At 66.8% G+C, this 20,099-nt stretch carries 22 protein-coding genes; 12 read left to right on the top strand and 10 right to left on the bottom strand.

Annotated elements, in window-relative coordinates; all coding sequences use genetic code 11:
- Positions 1 to 72: 72 nt before the first annotated feature.
- The 5 genes from rpmF (at position 73) to VIL42_03760 (ending at position 3,109) form a co-directional block, all read left to right on the top strand.
- Positions 73 to 252: a 50S ribosomal protein L32 gene (gene rpmF / locus VIL42_03780; GenBank protein HEY8591968.1), complete on the top strand. Its 180-nt coding sequence runs from the start codon at positions 73 to 75 to the stop codon at positions 250 to 252.
- A gap of 17 nt (positions 253 to 269) precedes the next feature.
- Positions 270 to 1,319: a phosphate acyltransferase PlsX gene (gene plsX / locus VIL42_03775; GenBank protein ID HEY8591967.1), complete on the top strand. Its 1,050-nt coding sequence runs from the start codon at positions 270 to 272 to the stop codon at positions 1,317 to 1,319.
- On the top strand, positions 1,316 to 2,272 hold the full coding sequence (locus tag VIL42_03770) for a beta-ketoacyl-ACP synthase III (protein ID HEY8591966.1): 957 nt from the start codon (positions 1,316 to 1,318) through the stop codon (positions 2,270 to 2,272). Before plsX ends, VIL42_03770 begins: the two co-directional genes overlap by 4 nt.
- A 105-nt stretch (positions 2,273 to 2,377) precedes the next feature.
- Positions 2,378 to 2,710, top strand: coding sequence for an integration host factor subunit alpha (locus VIL42_03765; GenBank protein HEY8591965.1), 333 nt, complete (start codon positions 2,378 to 2,380; stop codon positions 2,708 to 2,710).
- Positions 2,711 to 2,716: 6 nt separating this feature from the next.
- A complete protein-coding gene (locus VIL42_03760; GenBank protein HEY8591964.1) occupies positions 2,717 to 3,109 on the top strand; it encodes a MerR family transcriptional regulator in 393 nt (130 codons plus the stop codon).
- Here the strand turns inward: VIL42_03760 and VIL42_03755 are convergent.
- A complete protein-coding gene (locus VIL42_03755; GenBank protein ID HEY8591963.1) occupies positions 3,106 to 5,796 on the bottom strand; it encodes an ATP-dependent DNA helicase in 2,691 nt (896 codons plus the stop codon). The two genes, VIL42_03760 and VIL42_03755, sit on opposite strands and share 4 nt — an antisense overlap.
- Positions 5,797 to 5,837: 41 nt before the next feature.
- A complete protein-coding gene (locus VIL42_03750; GenBank protein ID HEY8591962.1) occupies positions 5,838 to 6,182 on the bottom strand; it encodes a GFA family protein in 345 nt (114 codons plus the stop codon).
- Positions 6,183 to 6,228: 46 nt separating this feature from the next.
- Between VIL42_03750 and VIL42_03745 the strand changes: the two genes are divergently transcribed.
- A complete protein-coding gene (locus VIL42_03745) occupies positions 6,229 to 7,818 on the top strand; it encodes a lysine--tRNA ligase (protein ID HEY8591961.1) in 1,590 nt (529 codons plus the stop codon).
- Positions 7,819 to 7,859: 41 nt separating this feature from the next.
- Entirely contained in the window at positions 7,860 to 8,096 is a 237-nt protein-coding gene (locus VIL42_03740; GenBank protein HEY8591960.1) for a hypothetical protein, read from the top strand.
- On the opposite strand, the gene pdeM is transcribed toward VIL42_03740, so the two are convergent.
- Together pdeM and rpoZ are read right to left on the bottom strand one after the other, a co-directional pair.
- Positions 8,093 to 8,755, bottom strand: a complete 663-nt coding sequence (gene pdeM / locus VIL42_03735) for a ligase-associated DNA damage response endonuclease PdeM (GenBank protein HEY8591959.1) — start codon at positions 8,753 to 8,755, stop codon at positions 8,093 to 8,095. The genes VIL42_03740 and pdeM overlap by 4 nt on opposite strands.
- Before the next feature lie 86 nt (positions 8,756 to 8,841).
- Positions 8,842 to 9,183 (bottom strand): DNA-directed RNA polymerase subunit omega, encoded by a 342-nt coding sequence (gene rpoZ, locus VIL42_03730; protein ID HEY8591958.1) that lies wholly within the window; start codon positions 9,181 to 9,183, stop codon positions 8,842 to 8,844.
- 109 nt (positions 9,184 to 9,292) lie between these two features.
- Here rpoZ and VIL42_03725 point away from each other — a divergent pair, with 109 nt between their 5' ends.
- Complete coding sequence (locus tag VIL42_03725) at positions 9,293 to 10,462, top strand: phosphatidylserine/phosphatidylglycerophosphate/cardiolipin synthase family protein (protein HEY8591957.1); 1,170 nt, start codon at positions 9,293 to 9,295, stop codon at positions 10,460 to 10,462.
- Here VIL42_03725 and VIL42_03720 read toward each other — a convergent pair.
- Complete coding sequence (locus VIL42_03720; GenBank protein ID HEY8591956.1) at positions 10,459 to 10,980, bottom strand: methyltransferase domain-containing protein; 522 nt, start codon at positions 10,978 to 10,980, stop codon at positions 10,459 to 10,461. The two genes, VIL42_03725 and VIL42_03720, sit on opposite strands and share 4 nt — an antisense overlap.
- A gap of 276 nt (positions 10,981 to 11,256) precedes the next feature.
- On the opposite strand from VIL42_03720, the gene VIL42_03715 reads away from it, so the two are divergent.
- Positions 11,257 to 12,555 (top strand): MFS transporter, encoded by a 1,299-nt coding sequence (locus tag VIL42_03715; GenBank protein ID HEY8591955.1) that lies wholly within the window; start codon positions 11,257 to 11,259, stop codon positions 12,553 to 12,555.
- On the opposite strand, the gene VIL42_03710 is transcribed toward VIL42_03715, so the two are convergent.
- The 3 genes from VIL42_03710 to VIL42_03700 form a co-directional block, all read right to left on the bottom strand.
- On the bottom strand, positions 12,552 to 14,861 hold the full coding sequence (locus VIL42_03710) for a CDC48 family AAA ATPase (protein ID HEY8591954.1): 2,310 nt from the start codon (positions 14,859 to 14,861) through the stop codon (positions 12,552 to 12,554). The two genes, VIL42_03715 and VIL42_03710, sit on opposite strands and share 4 nt — an antisense overlap.
- Before the next feature lie 70 nt (positions 14,862 to 14,931).
- Complete coding sequence (locus tag VIL42_03705) at positions 14,932 to 15,687, bottom strand: SDR family oxidoreductase (GenBank protein HEY8591953.1); 756 nt, start codon at positions 15,685 to 15,687, stop codon at positions 14,932 to 14,934.
- Positions 15,687 to 16,142: a peptidylprolyl isomerase gene (locus VIL42_03700; protein ID HEY8591952.1), complete on the bottom strand. Its 456-nt coding sequence runs from the start codon at positions 16,140 to 16,142 to the stop codon at positions 15,687 to 15,689. Before VIL42_03700 ends, VIL42_03705 begins: the two co-directional genes overlap by 1 nt.
- A 118-nt stretch (positions 16,143 to 16,260) precedes the next feature.
- Between VIL42_03700 and mgtE the strand changes: the two genes are divergently transcribed.
- Both mgtE and VIL42_03690 read left to right on the top strand, forming a co-directional pair.
- The gene (gene mgtE / locus VIL42_03695; GenBank protein HEY8591951.1) at positions 16,261 to 17,685 is read left to right on the top strand and encodes a magnesium transporter; all 1,425 of its coding nucleotides are present in this window, start codon (positions 16,261 to 16,263) and stop codon (positions 17,683 to 17,685) included.
- A 54-nt stretch (positions 17,686 to 17,739) separates the two neighbouring features.
- A complete protein-coding gene (locus VIL42_03690; protein ID HEY8591950.1) occupies positions 17,740 to 18,126 on the top strand; it encodes a DUF1489 family protein in 387 nt (128 codons plus the stop codon).
- A 166-nt stretch (positions 18,127 to 18,292) separates the two neighbouring features.
- Here the strand turns inward: VIL42_03690 and VIL42_03685 are convergent, their stop codons facing one another.
- The gene (locus VIL42_03685) at positions 18,293 to 18,622 is read right to left on the bottom strand and encodes a GNAT family N-acetyltransferase (GenBank protein HEY8591949.1); all 330 of its coding nucleotides are present in this window, start codon (positions 18,620 to 18,622) and stop codon (positions 18,293 to 18,295) included.
- Between the two features lie 77 nt (positions 18,623 to 18,699).
- Between VIL42_03685 and VIL42_03680 the strand changes: the two genes are divergently transcribed.
- Positions 18,700 to 19,368 carry a CADD family putative folate metabolism protein gene (locus VIL42_03680; GenBank protein ID HEY8591948.1) on the top strand — a complete coding sequence of 223 codons (669 nt, stop codon included), beginning with the start codon at positions 18,700 to 18,702 and terminating at the stop codon, positions 19,366 to 19,368.
- Here the strand turns inward: VIL42_03680 and VIL42_03675 are convergent, their stop codons facing one another.
- Complete coding sequence (locus VIL42_03675) at positions 19,369 to 20,064, bottom strand: DUF2807 domain-containing protein (GenBank protein HEY8591947.1); 696 nt, start codon at positions 20,062 to 20,064, stop codon at positions 19,369 to 19,371.
- Between the last annotated feature and the right edge of the window lie 35 nt (positions 20,065 to 20,099).

Genomic DNA, 20,099 nt, shown 5'->3' with positions numbered 1-20,099 from the left:
TTCGCGACGATCCGGCCGCCTCTCATATGGCGCGGAATCGTCGCCATTTTTATTGAAGCTAAAGGTGCCGCAATGGCTGTCCCTAAGAGAAAAACTTCGCCCTCCAAGCGCAACATGCGCCGCAGCCACCATGCGCTGAAGACGCCCGCCTATCAGGAATGCCCAAACTGCGGCGAACTGAAGGTGCCGCACAACCTGTGCTCGGCGTGCGGCCACTATAACGGCCGCGAAGTCGTTTCGACCGAGTCCTAAGCTTAAACGAGGCCCGCATGACCGGGGGCCCACGAATCGCAATTGACGCGATGGGCGGCGACAGCGGCCCGGACGTCATGATTGCGGGCGCTTCGCGCGCGCTGAAGAAGGACCCGACGCTGCAGTTCACCTTCTACGGTGACAAGCAGAAGGTCGAAGAGCAGCTCGACAAGCACAAGAACCTGCAGGCGGGCGTGACCGTCTGCCATTCGCCGGAAGAGATCCATCCGACGGAAAAGCCGAGCCAGGCGATCCGCCGGGCGCGGACCACCTCGATGGGCATGGCCATCAATGCGGTGAAGGAAGACCGGGCGGACGCCGCTCTGTCGGCCGGGAACACCGGTGCTTTGATGGCCATGTCGAAGCTTGCGCTTCGGACGATGCCGGGGATCGACCGGCCGGCGCTTGCCGCGCTTCTGCCGACGCTCGGCGACACGGACGTGGTCATGCTCGACCTTGGCGCCAACACCGAGTGCGACGCCCAAAATCTGGTTCAGTTCGCCGTCATGGGATCGGCCTATTCAAGGACCGTGCTTGGCATTTCCAAACCGCGCGTGAAGCTGCTGAACATCGGCACCGAGGAATTGAAGGGCACGGACGAGCTCAAGGATGCGGCCGCGCTGCTCCGCGAGGCCGACTACCTCCCGTTCCGCTTCGACGGCTTCACCGAAGGCGACCAGCTGTCGCGCGGCCAGGTCGATGTCGTCGTGACCGACGGCTTTTCCGGCAACATCGCGCTCAAGACTGCCGAAGGCACGGCGCGGTTCGTGACCGACTTGCTTCGCCGGGCATTCAAGAGCTCGCTTCGGTCCAAGGCCGGGTTCGCGCTGTCGAAGCCGGCGCTAAACCTGCTGAAGGTCCATCTCGACCCGAATAATCACAATGGCGCGGTCTTCCTCGGCCTCAACGGCCTGGTCGTGAAGAGCCACGGGAGTGCGACGCCAAAGGGTGTCGCCAACGCCATCCGCGTCGCCGCGAGCATGGTCCGCAACGACATCACCCGGAAGATCGGCGACGATCTCGACAATTTCCGCGCTCACGCATTCGCCAACGGAAACGGCAAGTGAGGCGCTCGGTCGTCCTCGGGGCCGGGAGCGCGCTCCCCAAGCGGCGAGTCACCAACGCGGAGCTGGCGAGCCAGGTCGACACGTCCGACGAGTGGATCGTGGAGCGGACCGGCATCCGCAGCCGTCACATCGCGGGGGACGGCGAAACGACGTCGAGCCTTGCCGTCAGTGCGGCGCGCGCGGCGCTCGAGCATGCCGGAGTCGACGCCAAGGACATCGGGCTGATCGTTCTTGCGACCGCGACCCCCGACCAGACCTTCCCATCGTCCGCAACCAAGGTTCAGGCGACGCTGGGCATCGACGACTGCATCGCCTTCGACGTCCACGCCGTATGCACGGGCTTCCTCTATGCGCTGTCGGTGGCCGACTCGATGCTTCGCGGCGGCAGTGCGCAAAAGGCGCTGGTGATCGGCGCGGAGACGTTCAGCCGGATCCTCGATTGGGAGGACCGCGCGACCTGCGTCCTGTTCGGCGACGGTGCCGGGGCGCTGGTGCTCGGGGCCGAGGAGACAGAGCGCGGCATCCTTGCGACGAAGCTCCACGCGGACGGCAGGCACAACGATTTGCTGTTCGTCGACGGCGGTCCGTCGACGACCGGCACTGTCGGCAAGCTGCGGATGAAAGGGCGCGAAGTGTTCCGCCACGCCGTCGTGAACCTCGCCGCCGTGCTCAACGAAGTGCTAGAAGGCGCGGGGCTCACCACCGCCGACATCGACTGGGTGGTGCCGCACCAGGCCAATGCGCGAATCCTCGACGCCACGGCCAAGAAGCTCGGCCTTTCGCCGGAGAAGGTGGTCGTCACCGTCGACCAGCATGCGAATACGTCTGCGGCCTCCGTTCCGCTTGCGTTCGACACGGCGGTGAAGGACGGGCGTATCAAACGCGGGGACGTCGTCGTCCTGGAAGCGATGGGCGGCGGATTTACTTGGGGTGCCGCTGCGCTCCGCTATTGAAAAGTTTGGAATATCAGGCGAATGTCGAATTGCCGACAGCAGCTAATTCCGTTACGGATATGTAATTGACGGCGGGGGCAAGCCGTTCAGGGCGGGAGACGTGAAATGGCCGATCTGGGGATCGCGCGGATCAATACTGACACCAGCGACGGCGCGACTCTGACCAGAGCCGACCTCGCGGATACCGTCCATCGGCAGCTCGGTCTTTCGCGCGCCGAGTCGGCGAGCGTCGTCGAGCGCGTGCTGCACCACATGTGCCATGCGCTTTCCGAAGGCGAGAATGTGAAGATCTCCGGCTTCGGCACCTTCATCCTTCGCGACAAGGGGCAGCGCATCGGCCGCAACCCGAAGACCGGCGTCGAAGTGCCGATCGCGCCGCGCCGCGTGATGACCTTCCGCGCGAGCCAGATCATGCGCGAGCGGATCGCGAGAGGCTAACGGGTCTTGGCGACCCGGAACAAGGAAGCGGGCGCTCTTCTGACGATTGGTGAATTGTCGCAGGAGCTTGGCGTCGCCCAGCATATCCTGCGCTATTGGGAATCGCGTTTCCCGCAGCTCAAGCCGATGCAGCGCGCCGGCAACCGGCGCTATTACCGGCCGGCCGATGTCGACCTCGCGCGGCGGATCAACCGACTGCTCAACCATGAAGGCTATACCGTCCGCGGCGTGCAGAAGCTGCTGCGCGACAAGAATGCCGTTGAAGTGCCGCACGCCGAACCGATCAGCGCGCCGGTGGCGGCTCCGCAGCCGGAAGCGTCTCAGTACGAATCGCATGGGGTCGACGTGTTCCGCCTGATCGCGCTCCGCAACCGGCTCGCTGCCGCGATCGACGCCTAGCTTACGAGTTCCTTCTGGATGGCTCCGGCGCGCAGGCGCTGGTGAACGCGCGCGATCGCTTCGTCGAGCGGTACGCGGCTGATCGGCACGCCTTCGGGGAACGCCTTGAGCAAGCGCGACGGCATGGCGGCCGACATGATCACGAACGTGCCGCAGTCGCCCTGGCGACGGATCAGGCGCCCGAAAGCCTGCGCCAGGCGGGCGCGGACGACCCGGTCGTCATAGGCGCTGCCGCCGCCCGCCATGCGCCGCGCGGCGTGAAGCACAGTGGGGCGCGGCCAAGGCACCCGTTCCATCACCACCAGCCGAAGCGACTCGCCGGGCACGTCGACGCCGTCGCGGAGCGCGTCGGTGCCGAGCAGTGAGGCGCGGGGATCGTCGCGGAAGATGTCGACCAATGTGCCGGCGTCGATCGGGTCGACATGCTGGGCAAGCAGCGGGAGCCCGGCGCGCGCGAGCCGGTCGGCAATTCTGGCGTGGACAGCCTTCAACCGCTGGATCGCGGTGAACAGCCCGAGCGTCCCGCCTTCCGCGGCTTCGATCAGCCGCGCGTAACCGCCGGCCAAAGAGGCAATGTCGCCCTGCTTCACGTCGGTGACGATCAGCACTTCGGAGCAGCCGGCGTAATCGAACGGGCTCTCCGCCTCGAAGTGGGTCGCGGGGAGGGCGAGGTGGGCGGCGCCGGTGCGCGCGTCCGCGGCCGCCCAGTCTTCGCCGCCGCGAAGAGTCGCCGAAGTGACGAGCACGCCGTCGGCCGGCGCGAGGACGGTGGCCGCAAGCGGCTTGGTCGGATCGAGCCAGTGACGGTGGATTGCGATGTCATATTCGCGCCCGTCAATGCGCTCGACGGCGAGCCAGTCGACGAAGGCTGGATCGGCTTCGCCGCCGATGCGCGCGAGGAGCGCGATCCATGCGGCGAGGATTTCGCGCCGCCACGCGAGGCCGCGGATCGCGCCTTCGACCCGGGCGCGGGCCTGGGCATCGAGCCAGTCGGGAGAATCCTCCAGCACGGCTTCGAGCCGGCGCGACAGGGCCGCGAGCGGCTTCTGCAAGGCTTCGAGCACCTGCATCGCATCGGCGGCGGCGCTGACCAGAGCCCCGTCGGGCTCGGCGAGCTCGGTCTCGAGCCCGTAGCCCGCCTCCTGCGCCTTCGACCGCGCGTAGACGGTGCCGCGCACCTCGGCGAGCAGCGCTTCGATCGGGCCGAACGGGTCGCCTTCGGCGATACGCTGGAGCCAGCCGTCGGACGGCAGCGCACGTGCTGCATCGATCGCCGCTTCGAGCGCGACGGCACCTTCCTCGTCGTACGAAGCCACGTCCATCAGCCGCGCGGCCAGGCCGCGCCGGCGACCGCGCGAGCGCCCTTCGGAGCCGACGATCCAGCGCCGCATCTCGATAGCTTCATGCCCGCCGAACGCCACCGCGAAGGTTGAATCGGCGGCGTCGAACAGATGATGGCCTTCGTCGAACAGGATGCGGCCCGGCGCGTCTTCGCGCGCGCGGGCGGCGTTGATCATCACCAAGGCATGGTTGGCGATGACCAGGTCGGCGTCGCGGCTTGCCCGCTCGGCGCGCTCGATGAAGCAGCGGCGGTAATGCGGGCAGCCGGCGTAGACGCACTCGCCACGGCGGTCGGTCAGCGCGGTCGCGCCGGCGCGCCGGAACAGGCTGGGCAACCAGCCCGGCAGGTCGCCGCCGACCATGTCCCCGTCCTTCGAATATGCAGCCCAGCGGCCGACCAGCTGCGCGAGGATCGCGGCACGGCCGGCAAAGGCGCCCTGCAGCGCGTCTTCGAGGTTGAGCAGGCACAGGTAATTTTCGCGGCCCTTGCGGATGACGATGCGCCGCGCCCGCTCTTGCGGATCGGCGAACAGCTTAGGGCCTTCGGCATCGAGCTGCCGCTGCAGCGCCTTGGTGAAGGTCGATACCCACACAGTGCCGCCCGCCTGCTCCGCCCACAGCGAAGCGGGCGCGAGATAAGCCAGGGTCTTGCCGATTCCGGTGCCGGCTTCGGCGAGCAGCAGGTTGGGCGCGTCCTTGGCTTTCTTCTGCGCGAAAACCGTGGTGACCGCTTCGGCCATCGCTTTCTGACCCTCGCGCGGTTCGACGCGGCCGGTGAGCGCGTCGAGCTTGGCGCGAGCAGCGGCCGGGTCGACGCGGGCCGGGCGGGCAGGCGGCCGCTCGCCAGCTTCCTCCCATTGCGGCAGCCGCGCGAACAGCATGCGTTCGCCGCGCTCCGGCCTTGCGAGGCGAGCGCCGATCAGCGGCGCCCAGCCCCAGCCGAGCCGGTGAAGCGTTGCATTGCTGGTCCATGCGCCTTCGCGCTGTGGCCAGCTTTCATCGTGCAGGACGGCAAGCAGGCGATCCGCGATCTTGCGCAGCGTCTCCGCGGCTTCAGCCTCGCTGCCTGGCGGTTCGAGGCCGACGGCGCGGCTCAAGCCGGCGGCGGTCGGAACGGCGAAGCGCGCCGGGTGGATGAAGGCATAAAGCTCGAGCAGGTCGAGCCCGCTGAGCTCCGGATAACCGAGCCGCTGTCCGATCAGCGGCGCGTTGAGGATGATGTGCGGCGTTTCCGCGGCCCGCGAGACGGCTTCGCCGCGGCTGGCTTCCCTGACGTCGCCATCGCCGCCGGCCAGCCAGATGCCGGCATGGGTTGCATGCAGCGCCGGAAGGGAAAGCGGGTTCACCGCTTCATTTGAAGTCCCGTGAACAAATTGGCAACGGCTGACTAGTGGCTGGCACCGTCAAAAGGTGTAATTTTCAAGCTGTTGAGATCGATATCGGGTACGCAGCGCAGGTTGATCATTGCGCCAGGGCCATCCGGGCCCGGACCTTCGGCAAAAGGCTGAACGCCGCATTTGGTGCAGAAGCGGTGGGCGATCGCATGCTTGTGGAACCGATATTCGCCAAGCGCCTCCTCGCCGGCCACGCTTACGCGGTCGCGCGGGACGAAGGTCAGGACGAATCCCTTTCGGCTGCAGTGGCTGCAATTGCAGGAGATCGCCTCGGCCGGCGGGTCGGCGTCGACCTCGACGGTCACCGCCCCGCAATGACATGACGCCTGATAGCTCATTGCCGTGCTTTCCCCTCTCGTGCTGACGGGCTAACGCGCGCCCGACATGAGCGACACTGACCTGCGCACCGCCGCAATGCAATCGAAGGCCTGGCCGTACGAGGAAGCGCGCAAGCTGCTGAAGCGCTGGCCCGACGGCAAGCCGAATGGGGAGCCGGTCGTGTTCGAAACGGGCTACGGGCCGTCGGGGCTGCCGCACATCGGCACCTTCAACGAAGTCGCACGGACGACCTTCGTGCGTCAGGCATATGAAGAGCTGACGGGCGGCGCGCCGACGCGGCTGATCGCCTTCAGCGACGACATGGACGGGCTTCGCAAGGTGCCCGACAATGTGCCTAACCAGGAGATGCTGGCCGAGCATCTGGGCAAGCCGCTGACCCAGATTCCCGACCCGTTCGGGACCCATGAAAGCTTCGCCCACCACAATAATGCGATGCTGCGGCGCTTCCTCGACCGCTTCGGCTTCGATTATGAATTTCTGTCGGCGACGGATTGCTACACCAGTGGGCGGTTCGACGATGTGTTGCGGAGCGTGCTGCGCAACTTCGGCGCAATCATGGACGTGATGCTGCCGACCCTGCGCGAAGAGCGGCGGCAGACCTATTCGCCGATCCTTCCAGTGTCGCCGACCAGCGGGCGCGTGCTTCAGGTGCCGGTGACGGTCATCGACGCCGAAACAGGCCTGATCGCGTTCGAGGACGAGGACGGCGGCCGCGTCGAACAATCGGCGCTCGGCGGACGCGCGAAGCTTCAGTGGAAGGTCGACTGGGCCGCGCGCTGGGTCGCGCTGGGTGTCGATTATGAAATGGCCGGCAAGGACCTGATCGACAGCGTCGTCCAGTCCGGCAAGATCGCGCGGGTGCTCGGCGCCAAGCCGCCCGAAGGCTTCAATTACGAGATGTTCCTCGACGAAAAAGGCGAGAAGATCTCGAAGTCCAAGGGCAACGGGCTCAGCCTGGAGGAATGGCTGCGCTACGGCAGCGAACCGAGCCTGGCCTTCTACATCTATCGCGAGCCCAAGCGCGCGAAGAGCCTGCACATCGGCGTCATCCCGCGCGCGGTGGACGAATATTGGCAGTTCCGCGGCACCTACCCGAACCAGGCGCTGGAGCAGCAGCTCGGCAACCCGGTTCACCACATCCATGCCGGCAAGGTGCCGTCGAAGACTCTGCCGCTCACTTATGGATTGCTGCTCAACCTGGTGAGCCTGCCGGGGGTCGCGGACAAGGAGACGGCGTGGCGCTTCGTCCAGCGCTATGCACCTGGCACGTCGCCCGAGAGCGAGCCGGAACTCGACGAGCTGATTGCGCTCGCGGTGAACTATGCTCGCGATTTCGTGGCGCCGACGCTCAAGCGGCGATCGCCGACGGGCGAAGAAGCGGCGGCCTTGCGCGACCTCGATGCGCAGCTCGCGGAACTCGATCCCGGCACGCCGGGCGACGAAATCCAGAACCGCGTCTTCGAAGTCGGCAAGGCGCATTACGGCAAGGAGCGGCTGCGCGACTGGTTCGGCGTGCTCTACGAGACGCTGCTCGGGTCGAGCCAGGGACCGCGCATGGGCAGCTTCATCGCCCTCTACGGCATCGACAACAGCCGCAAGCTGATCGCCGAGGCGCTGGCAAGCGCGGGTGCCTAGGGCTTGCGCATCGCGGCCCAAGCGGCGAAGCATGGCCGCGGATGAATAGCGGCGACCTTGAAGTAGTGATGGATTTCGATCCCGAAGAAGGGATCGCCGACCTCGATACGCACCTCGATCAGTTGAAGCGTCAGGCGGACGAGCGCGGCTTCAGCTTCGACCGTCACAATGCCCGCAACGAGCTTCAGGCGGCGACCTTCGGGAAACGCCGGCGCTCGACCGCGCGGCTGCTGCTGAGCCCAAGCGGCGCGATGGCGATTGAAATCCGCTCCGCCTAGGCGGCGAGCGGAAATCGCAGCAGCCGGTCGGAGACAGGAACGAGGGCAGCCGCCCCGCGGCCGACCGAGCGCAGGATTTCCGGGTGGCTGGCGTCGAGCCCGCCGGTCAGCGCGCCGAACGCCGGCATGATGATCTTGGCAGGCGAAACGACGAAGCAGCGGCGCGAGACGTTGCGGCCCTTCAGGTGCATGCGCAGCTTCGGATGATAGTGGCCCGAGATCTCCGGGCGCGGCTCCGCAGGCAGCGCCTCGTGGCGAAGGATGATGCCGTTGAGCTCGACTTCATCGCGGATGGCACCGCCGCAATGGTCCGCAAAGCCAGGGTCGTGGTTGCCGACGATCCACGTCCAGTCGAGCCGCGATGTCAGTTGGATCAGCAGGTCGCGCGCTTCAGCGGGCAGGCGGTCGCAGCCGAAGCGGTCGTGGAAACTGTCGCCGAGGCAATAGAGCCGGCGAGCGCCGCTGCGCTCCACCTCTTCCGCCACCGCGGTCAGCGTCGCGTGACTGTCGTACGGGGGCAGGAACTGGCCGGACTTTGCATACCAGCTCGCCTTTTCCAGGTGCAGGTCGGCGAGGAGCAACGCATCCTGTGCGCGCCAATAGAGCGCGCCGGACGGCGTGGCTTCGAATGTTTCGCCTGCGAACGAAAAGGGAACCATGCGGCCGGTCTAACCAGCCGCGGTGATTCTATCCAGTGGGTTGAGCACCATGCTCGCCTGTCCCCCGGACAGGCTGCGGGTGGCGCTTACTCGTAATCGTTGCCCGACGGGCTCGGACGCGGCGGCGCGGCGGCCGTCAGGCGCAGCGCCTCGGCGGCTTCGCTGAGCGAGGCCAGCTCTTCCGTCTCGTCTTCCTCGTCGATGCGAACCTTCTGAAGGTTGCTGACGACCGCTTCCTCGAGGTGCTTGGGACGCACGGTCTCTTCAGCGATTTCGCGAAGGGCGACGACCGGGTTCTTATCGCGGTCGCGATCAATGGTGAGGTCGGCGCCGCCCGAGATCTGGCGCGCGCGCTGGGCAGCCAGCAGCACCAGGTCGAACCTGTTCGGGATCTTGTCTACGCAATCTTCAACCGTAACGCGCGCCATTCGTCGCTCCGCAAAGCCTTCCGCAGCAAATCTGCTGCCGGAAGATGGGATTTCAGGAAGGCCGCGGCAATAGCTTGCGGGCACCCGAAAAGTCAAGGAAAGCGCTGCCATGGCCGACCCCGACGCCCCAAGCACGCGACCGCGCATCTGCGCCGAAGTCGCCGGGCACCGGCTGGAGGTAATCGAGAGCGGCCGCGAGAGGGCGGAACTGCTCCTCGGCCTGATCGAAGGGGCGCAGGAAAGCGTTCGGCTGCTGATGTACATGTTCAACCCCGACCGGGCCGGCGACCGCGTCCGCGACGCGCTGGTTGCGGCGGCCCGGCGCGGCGTGAAGGTGAAGCTGCTTGTCGACGGCTTCGGCTCTGGCGCCGGCGGCGATTTCTTCGCCGCGCTCGACGAGGCCGGCGGCGAGCATTGCGTATTCAACGCCTCCTATGGCCGCCGCTATTTCGTCCGCGACCACCAGAAATTGATCGTGATCGATGGCAAGACGGCGATTATCGGCGGCGCCAACATTGACAGCGAATATCTGACCGACCGGGGACGCGAACATTGGCGCGACCTGTGGCTGCGCATCGACGGGCCGGACATCGACGCCCCGGCGCGCTATTTCGACAGCCTGCTTCGCTGGTCGCAGCGCAAGGATGCGAAGCTCCGCTCGCTACGGCGGATCGTCGCCGAATTCACCACCTGGCGCGGTCCCCTGCAGTGGAAGTTCAGCGGGCCCTTGAGCATGCGCAACAGCTGGTGGCGCAGCATCGGGCGGGACATGCGGCGCGGCCAGCGGCTCGACATGGCCTTCGCTTATTTCGCGCCGCCGGGCGCGATGCTGCGGCGCATCGGCCGGATCGGCCGGCGCGGCAAGGTTCGGATCATCACGCCATCACGGTCCGACAATAATGCGACCATCGCGGCCGCGCGGCACAGCTACAGCCGCCTGCTGCGGCGCCATGTCGAAATGTATGAGTACCAGCCGGCGAAGCTGCACACCAAGCTCGCGATCGTCGACGACGTGGTCCACATCGGCTCGTCGAACTTCGACTATCGCAGCCTCTATATTAATCTGGAGCTGATGCTCCGGATCAAGGACTCCGGCTTCGCAGAGGCGATGCGGCGCTATTTCGAAGGCGAGCTTGCCGACAGCAAGTGGATCTCACCCGACCTCCACAAGCGCCGCGCGAACCCGTGGCGGCGGCTAAAGTGGGCGATCTCGCATTTCCTGGTGAATGTGATGGACTACACCGTCACCCGGCGGCTGAACTTCCGCCCGGAGGCCTAGCGGCCTTTCTTCTTGTACGCCCAGAACAGCGTCGCGGGCGGGACGTTGATCCACTCGAAGCCGCGCTTGATGTCGTCGAAGTATGGCTTGATGAAATCCAGCACCTTCGGGCTGAACTGGTAGACGAGGAAGGCGCCGCCTGGACGGATCACCTTCGACGTCGCCTTGGCAATCGCATCGCCGACGCCCGGCGGAAGGGTCGAGAAGGGCAGGCCGGAAAGTACGTAATCGGCGGCGCCGAGCTTGCGCTCCTTTAAGATCTTTTCAATGTCGGCGGCCGAGCCCGTCACCGTCACCAGCCGCGGGTCGTCGATCGAGTGTTCGAGGTAGCGGGTGAAATCCGCGTTCGTATCGACCGTCACCAGCTTGGCGTCAGGGCCGAGCTTTTCGAGGATCGGGCGCGTGAATGTGCCGACGCCAGGCCCGTACTCGACGAACAGCTTGGCGTTCTCCCAATCGACCGGCTTCAGCATCTTCTCGATGAGAATGCGGCTCGACGGAATGATCGAGCCGACCATCACCGGATTCTTCAGGAATCCGCGGAGGAACTGCCATTGCGGGCTGCGCGACCGGCGGTCCCTGCGCTGCTGAACTTTGCGCGAGCCTTTGAGCGTACGCGCGGGTGATGACGACATGATGACTCCGTCGGTCGGGCGAAGGGCCGGAGCGTTGGCAAAAGCTCTCCGGCTTGGCAAGCTTCAGGAACGCGCGGCACGCCCGGCGGTGCCCCCCGCCTTGCTCTTTTGCACGATGAAGAGGTTTCACTCGTCGGTGAGTGGCCCTAGTCGCGGGCGATGAGTTCGATTGCGCGCCAGCGGGGCGTCGGCTCGACCGCGCTGACGACGCCGCACTTCCTGCTGCTTTATTCGGCGATGCTGGTGGCGGCGTCGGGCAATACCGCCTTGCAGTCCGTAATGCCGGCAATCGGCCGCGAGATCGGCATTGCCGATTTCTGGGTTGCGATCGCTTACACCTGGTCGGCGGTGCTGTGGGCGCTGATGGCGCGATACTGGGCCGACAAGAGCGACCGCCACGGGCGCAAGAAGCTGACCATTGTCGGCATGGCCGGCTTCATCGTCTCGACGGCGCTGTGCGGAGCGGCGCTTCTCGCCGGGCTCAATCACTGGATTTCCGGCGCACTGACTTTCGGCCTCTTCGCGATTTTCCGGGCGATCTACGGCGGCCTCGGCTGCGCGACGCCGTCCGCGACGCAGGCTTATCTCGCCTCCAAGACGCGGCGCAGCGGCCGGGTCGCGGCGCTCTCGGCGCTGTCGTCCTCGTTCGGGCTCGGCACGATCATCGGGCCCGCGGTGGCGCCACTGTTCGTCCTTCCGGTGGTCGGGCTTGCCGGGCCGTTGTTTGCCTTCGCGATCATCGGCGGCGCAGTCGCGGCGGCGATCATGCTGTGGCTGCCTGACGACCAGCACGAGCGGCTGAGCGGCCGCGGTGCCGCAATGAGCTATCCGTCGCAAGCGACGGCACCGACCGGCGCCAGTGTCGTCGCCGCGACGGCGCCGAGGCGGCGCAAGCGGCTGCGCTGGAACGACCCGCGAATCCGCCCGTGGATCGTCGCCGGCGTGGTCGCGGGCCATGCTCAGGCGGCGATCCTCACCTGCATCGGCTTCTTCGTCATCGATCGGCTGCAGCTCGCGCCGTCGGGTTCGGAAGGACCGATCGCCATTGTCATGATGGCTGGGGCGGCGGCAACGCTGGGCGCGCAATGGGCGGTGATCCCGCGCCTGTCGCTCACTCCCCGCGCGCTGATCGTCTGGGGTTCGGTCGTCGCTGCGATCGGCCTTGCCGGCACGATGTTCTCGAACGACCTTTACGGCATCACCATCGGCTTCGCGGTGTCGTCGCTCGGCTTCGGCTTCACCCGCCCGGGCTTCACTGGCGGCGCGTCGCTGGCCGTGCCGCTCGCCGACCAAGGCGCGGTCGCTGGCGTGATCACCTCGGCCAACGGCATCAGCTATGTGCTCGCGCCGGGGATCGGCATGGCGCTCTACGGCCTCGACACCAATCTGCCGTTCGCAGTCTTTGCCGTACTGCTCCTCGGCCTTGCCGTGTCAGCGCGGCGGCGGCTCGAGGCTTAAGGCTTTCCCCCCTCCTTGGGCCGGAGCATGCCGGGGAGGACGAATCCGATGCCGCCGAGCGGCCGGGTGGCGTCGCTCTTCAGCGTCTCCTGGATGCGATCATATTCCTCGAGCATCTGCGGCGTCACCGAGGCGCGGGTCTCGGTCAGCGCGGCTTCGAAGTCGGCCATCGTCACTTCGGCGGCTTCCAGGCCGCGGCGCAGCGCGGTCAGGCCGGCGCGGCGGACCAGGTCTTCGAGGTCGGCGCCGGTGAAGCGTTCGGTCCGCTGCGCCAGCTTTTCGAGATCGACGTCCTTGGCCAGCGGCATGCCTTCCGTATGGATGGCGAGGATGCGGTGCCGACCGCCGCTGTCGGGCACGCCGACGTAGATCAGCTCGTCGAAGCGGCCGGGGCGCAGCAGCGCCGGGTCGATCAGGTTCGGCCGATTGGTCGCGCCGATCAGGACCACGTTCTGGAGCTCCTCGAGGCCGTCCATCTCGGCGAGGATGGTGTTGACCACCCGCTCGGTCACCTGCGGTTCGCCAAGGCCGCCGCCGCGCGCGGGCACGAGGCTGTCGAGCTCGTCGATGAAGATGATGGTCGGCGCGACCTGGCGCGCGCGGTTGAACAGGCGGGCGATCTGCTGCTCGCTCTCGCCATACCATTTGCTGAGCAGGTCGGACGATTTGGTGGCGATGAAATTGGCTTCGCTCTCGCGCGCGGCGGCCTTGGCGAGCAAGGTCTTGCCGGTCCCCGGCGGGCCATAGAGCAGGAAGCCCTTGGCCGGCCGAATGCCGAGGCGGCGGAACGCTTCGGGATGCTTGAGCGGAAGCTCGACGCCTTCGCGCAGTCGGTCGCGGGGGGCGTCGAGGCCGCCGATGTCCTCCCAGCGGATCTGCGGCGCTTCGACCATCACTTCGCGCATGGCCGACGGCTGGACGCGCTTCAGGGCGTTGTCGAAGTCGCGCAGGTCGACCGACAGGCTGTCGAGGATCTCGGTCGGGATCGTCTCTTCCGACAGGTTGATCTTCGGCATGATGCGGCGGACCGCCTCGAGCGCCGCCTCGCGGCACAAAGCGGCAAGGTCGGCGCCGACGAAGCCGTAGGTGCGGCGCGCAAGGTCATCGAGGTTGACGTTGGGCGAAAGCGGCATGCCCCGGGTGTGGATGCCCAGCACTTCGCGGCGGCCGTTCTCGTCGGGCACGCCGACGACGATCTCCCGGTCGAAGCGGCCAGGGCGGCGGAGCGCCTCGTCGATCGCTTCGGGCCGGTTGGTGGCGGCGATCACCACCGTGTTCTGGCGCGGCTCGATGCCATCGAGCAGCGTCAGCAGCTGAGCGACGAGGCGCTTTTCCGCTTCGCCAGTGACGTTGCCGCGCTTGGGCGCAATCGAATCGATCTCGTCGATGAAGATGATCGAGGGCGCGGCTTCCGCGGCCTCTTCGAACACTTCGCGGAGGCGCCGCTCGCTCTCGCCATAGGCCGAGCCCATGATTTCCGGCCCGTTGATCAGGAAGAATTTGGCGGCGCTTTCGTTCGCGACGGCGCGCGCCAGCAGCGTCTTGCCGGTGCCGGGCGGACCGTGAAGCAGCACGCCCTTGGGCGGATCGACGCCGAGGCGCTGGAACAGCTCGGGATGGCGGAGCGGAAGCTCGACCATCTCGCGAAGCGCGTCGATCGTGTCACGCATGCCGCCGAGATCGTCATAGGTGGCGTCGGCGCGGCGCTGGCCGTCGACAGCCTTATATTCCGGGAGCAGCTCGACGGTGGTCTTCGCATCGATGTGGACGATGCCGCGCGGCGTCGTCGACACGACCACCAGCCGCAATTCCTGAAGCGCAAAGGCCGGCGCGTTGAGCATCTGCCGGATGTGGTCCGGCATGTCGGCGTTGACGCGCTGATGCCCGGTCGTGGACACGACATCACCTTCGACCAGCGGCCGCCCGGCGAAGGTGCGCTGGAGCGCGTCGGCCGATCCCTGAAGCCGCACGTTGGGCTGGGCAGGGGCAAAGACGACCCGGGTCGCTGCCTTCGACTGCGCCTTGCGCACGTCGACGAAATCGCCGGAGCCGACGCCCGCATTGGCGCGCTGGAGCCCGTCCAGGCGGATGATGTCGATATTCTCGTCTTCGCCATAGGGGCGGATGGCGCGCGCCGCCGTAGTCCGCTTGCCGGCGATCTCGATCACGTCGCCTTCGGAAAGCCCAAGCTCATCCATCAGCGCGTCGGGCAGCCGCGCGAAACCGCGGCCGCTGTCGGCGGGCGGCAGGCTCGCCACCTGCACCTTGCGCGATTTCACGCGATCGATCGTGTCTGTCTCAGCCATATTCTCTCCAGGCCCGCACCCTTGCCGCCTGTGCAACGGCGGCAGCGGCGCGGAGGTTCACTTGCGCAGGTCAATATTTGATCGCGGCGACGATTTTGCGAACCAGCGCGCGCGGAACGAAGCGCGTGCTCTGTGCCCCGACCTTGTTGATCAGCCCAGGCACGACGACGGCGCGGTTATGGTCGAGCCCGTTGAGCCCGGCTTGGACGACCTCCGGCGCGTTCATGGCCAGCCGGTCGAACGCGCCATTGCCGCCGAACCCGGCGACATCGCCGAACTCGGTCTTGGTCGGGCCGGGGCACAGGCAGCTCACGCTGATTCCGTGCGGCTTCAGTTCCTCGTGCAAGGCTTCGCTCAGCGACAGGACGAAAGCCTTGGTCGCGAAATAGACCGCCATTAGGGGCCCCGGCTGGAAGGCCGCGGTCGACGCGACGTTGAGGATCGCGCCCGACCGACGCTCGATCATCTGCGGTGCGACCGCGCGGCAGAGATCGGTCAGGCTGGCGACGTTGAGGTCGATCATCTGCCGCTGCCGCGCCGCATCGAGTTCAGCGAACGCGCCAATCAGTCCGTAGCCGGCATTGTTGATCAGCACGTCGACCTGCTCGCCGGCCTCGGCGAGATCCGCCAGGAGCCGGTCCGCAGCGCCTGCTTCCGACAGGTCGATCGCCACCGCGCGGGCGTTGCCGAGATCCTTGGCCAGAGCATCGAGCCGGTCCTTGCGCCGTGCGGCGAGCACCAGCCGGTGCCCCCGCTTCGACAGCTGACGCGCGAACTCCTCCCCAAGGCCCGCGGACGCGCCGGTGATCAGCGCGACGTTGGTCATCAGGCGACGGTGGCCTTCACGATCCGCCCCGGCTCGCGCGGCGGCTCGCCCTTGGGCAGGTTGTCGACATGCTCCATGCCGCTCTCGACCTCGCCCCAGACGGTGTACTGGCCATCGAGGAAGCGCGCGTCGTCGAAGCAGATGAAGAACTGGCTGTTGGCGCTGTTCGGGTCGTTGGTGCGCGCCATCGACGCGGTGCCGCGGACGTGCGGCGCGTTCGAGAATTCGGCCTTGAGGTTCGGAAGATCGGAGCCGCCGGTGCCGCGGCCCGTCGGGTCGCCGCCCTGCGCCATGAAGCCAGGGATCACCCGGTGGAACGGGACATTGTCGTAAAAGCCACTGCTGGCGAGCTCCGTGATCCGCTGGACGTGGCCGGGCGCAAGGTCGGGCCGGAGCTTGATGACGACTTCGCCGCCGCTGGAAAGGGAAAGGTGAAGGCGCTCGCCGTCGGCCATGCTTGAGTACTCCGGTTGAAAGGTCGTGAAGGCGACGATTTAGGGAGCCGCTTGTGGTTGCGCCAGAGCAGTGGCGACCATAGGAGGGCGCTTGCCGGTCAGTAGAGGGGTCAACGAGATGAGCGAGAGCGACGACATCGCCGCGCATCTTGTTGCCGAATCGAACCCGGCCCATTCCAGCGCCATCGACGAGGAAGACCGGCTGCGGCCCGAATTCGTTGCGAGGGTGCTCGACGCCGTCGAGCATGGCGACGACGAAACCGCGCGCGAGCTGGTCCAGCCGCTCCACCCCGCCGACGTTGCCGACCTGATCGAGCTTGCCGCTCGGGACGAGCGCGACGGGCTGGTCAAGGCGCTGGCCGGGATCGTCAGCCCCGACGTGCTCGCGGAAATGAACGACTTCGTCCGCGACGATTTGCTCGACGAGCTCGAGCCGCAGCAGGTCGCGGACATTGCCGGGCAGCTGGACACCGATGACGCCGTCGCGCTGATCGAGGACCTCGACCGCGACGAGCAGCAGGCGGTGCTCCGGGCGATGGAGCCGGACGATCGCGCCGCCGTCGAAGAGGCGCTGAGCTACCCCGAGGAATCGGCCGGCCGCCTGATGCAGCGGGACGTCTGCGCGGTGCCGGAGCATTGGGACGTCGGCCGGGTGATCGATTATCTCCGCTCGACCGAGGACCTGCCGGCGGACTTCTGGGAAGTGTTCGTCGTCAATGCGCAGCACCATCCGGTCGGCACCTGCAAATTGTCGACCATCTTGCGGACCCCGCGCGCGGTCGCGGTCGGCGACGTCATGCAACGCGAGCAGACGTTGATCCCGGTCGACATGGACCAGGAAGACGTCGCGCTTCGCTTCCAGAAATATGCGCTCGTGTCCGCCGCCGTCATCGACGATGCCGGTCGGCTGGTGGGCATGATCACCGTCGACGACATCGTCCACATCATCCAGGAAGAAGCCGGCGAGGACGTGCTGCTCCTGTCGGGTGTCGGCGAAGAAGGCGACATCAACGAGCCCGTCACCGAGAGCTATCGCTCGCGCGTGCGGTGGCTGGTCGCCAACCTCGTCACGGCGCTGGTCGGCGCTTCGGTCATCAGCCATTTCGAAGGCGCGATCGAGCGGCTGACCGTCCTTGCCGTGCTGATGCCGATCGTCGCCGGCGTCGGCGGCAATGCCGGAACGCAGACGCTGGCCGTCACGGTCCGCGCGATCGCCACCAACCAGCTCACAGGCTCCAACCGGTGGCGCGCGGTCGGCCGCGAAATCCGCGTTGCGATGCTGAACGGGATCACCGTCGCTGCGCTGATCGGCGTCGGGGTGACCCTGGTGCTCGGAAGCACGTCGCTCGGGCTGCTGATCGGCGCGGCGATGCTGACCAACATCATCGTCGCCGGGTTCGCCGGCGTGCTGGTGCCGCTCGCGCTCGAACGGTCGGGCGCCGACCCGGCGGTGGCCAGCAGCGTCTTCGTCACGATGGTCACTGATTCGATGGGCTTCCTCGCCGTACTCGGCCTCGCCACCGCGACTGGAATCGTCCACTAAGTCATTGCGAAACAGCGATGTTTTCGGCACTCAGGTCGGGTGCCGATTCTCCACATGACGAAGGTGGCCTTTGCCTGCCGCGACCTCGCCGCGCTCCAGCAGCGGGTCGCCAGCCGTGCCGCCGGCAGCGAGTTGCGTGTGCCGACGCGGATGCGGCCGAAGCGCGCATCCGAGCTGGTCGGGGGCAATCTCTACTGGATCGTCAAGCACCGCATCGTCGGCGGGAACGAGATCCTGCGGTTCGAGGATCGCGAAGACGGGCGCATCGACATCGTCTGCTGCGCAGAGCTGGTCAGCGTCTCGCCATTGTTCCGCCGCGCCCACCAGGGTTGGCGCTATCTCGAGGAATCAGAAGCGCCAGCAACCGACGATGACGGCAGCGGCATCGGCGCATTGCCTCCGCAGCTGTACGGCCGTCTTGCGGCGCTGGCGCTGGTTTGATTGCGGGTCTTGCTTAGAACAGGATCGCAAGGATGATGATCAGCAGGATCAGTCCGCCAATACCGAAATACATGACTTCTCTCCCTTTTTCGTAGTTGGCCAGTCAACGCGCGGGGAGCCGTCGGGTTTCGACTTTCTTTGACTTCGGACGTCTGGAAGCGCGGCTCTAGCCGGCCGGGAGTCCAAGAGCGTTACGGTAGGACGGGTCGAGAAGGTCCTGCACTTCCTCATGCTTCTTCATGTAGGCCGCGAAGAAGGGGCAGATCGGGATCACCTGTAATTGATGCTCGCGCGCATAGCCGAGCCCGGCGCGGATCAGGGCCGATCCGATCCCCTTGCCCTCATGCTCCGGCGGCACTTCGGTGTGGGTGAACATGATCTTGCCCTTGAGCAGATTGTAGACGGCGACGGCCGTGGTATCGCCGAGGTCGATCTCGAACTGGTGCTTGGCCTCATTGTTGCTGACGTCCATGTTCGCCCCCTCCGTTCCGCTCATGCCGACTCCTTATGCTTGTCGGCTGCCGATGCCCGAGTTATCGCCCGGCCTCCAGCGCCATCAACGGGAGGCAAGGCATGAGTGTTTCTAACGCGATCGACATCAAGGTGGCGGAGCGGGCAATGCTCAAGCATCCCTTCTACCAGGCATGGACCGAGGGGCGCCTGCCGCTCGACACGCTGCGCGCTTATGCGCGGCAATATTTCCATCACGTCGAAGCCTTCCCGCGCGCGGTGAGCGCGGTGCACAGCGCCTGCGAGGACCGCGACGGCCGCCGCATGCTGGCCGAGAACCTCGCCGAGGAAGAAGGCCTGGACGCCGGCAAGCAGGACCATGCGAGCTTGTGGATGATGTTCGCCTGCGGGCTCGGCGAGAATGCCGATGCCGTGCGCGGCCAGGAACTGAACGCGGAGACTCAGGGGCTGATCGACACCTTCCGCAAGCTGTCGCGCCAGTCCTATGCAGCCGGCCTCGGCGCGCTTTACGCCTACGAAAGCCAGTTTCCTGGCGTCGCGAGCGCCAAGATCGACGGGCTGATCGACCGCTATGGCATCGAGGACGAGGAGACGCTGCGCTTCTTCCGCGTCCACGAGAGCGCCGACGTCGAGCATAGCCAGGTCTGCCGCGACCTGCTCGACCGCTTGCCTGAAGGCGAGCGCCAGGAAGCCGTCGCCGCGGGCGAGGAGCTTGCCGGTGCGCTGTGGAACTTCCTGTCGGGCGTGGAGGCCCGCGCCACCGTCAACTGATCAGCGGCAGCCGCTCACCGTCGCGGCCCCACTGACGCGCAGGGTGCAGGCTGGCCGGCCGGCCAGCCGCACCGTCGCCGGTCCGCTGGCGTCGAGCTTCACCGAACCGCTGACGTTCGCGGCGATGGTCGCTGCACCCTCGGCGCCGAGCGTCGCGTCTTTTACAATGAGCGCGGCGGCGTCGAGGCTGGAGATGCCGCGTACGACGGCCGTCAGCTTGCCGGCCTTGCCGCCGACACGCGCGCTCGCGGTGCCGAGCGCGTTGATGTTGAGTTGATCGACGGCTGCCTGGCCGATTTCGGCAGCGCCGCTGCCCTGAACCGACAAGTCGAACTTCAGCGCTTTCACGCGGTCGATCGCCAGCGAGCCTGAGCCGTTGAGCCAGGCGGCGCTGAGCTCGTGGGTGCCGGCGCTGATTTCGACGAGGCCATTGTCGTTGCCGCTATAGCTGCCGGCCGCGGCGGTGTTGGAGCGGACGACAAGCGTCTCGCCCTGGACGCTGATCGCCAGGCGGTCGAGCGCCGAGGCAGAGCCGGAGGCTTTTGCGAAGGGTGCGACGCCGGTCGCCAGGCGGACCTTGAACGGGCCGTCCACGCGAATCTTGGTGAAGCCGGTGATCCCGAAATTGCGGGTAGCGGCGCCGGCCGGGGTCGCGAGCGCGATCAGGGCCGCGGCGGGGAGGAGGAAGCTGCGCATCGCACAGCTTCTCCCCGAACATGGTTAAAAGCGCT

Source organism: Sphingomicrobium sp., from assembly GCA_036563485.1.
GTDB lineage: Bacteria > Pseudomonadota > Alphaproteobacteria > Sphingomonadales > Sphingomonadaceae > Sphingomicrobium.
The sequence above is the reverse complement of the archived record's forward strand: the minus strand, read 5'-3'. Positions and strand labels throughout refer to the sequence as shown.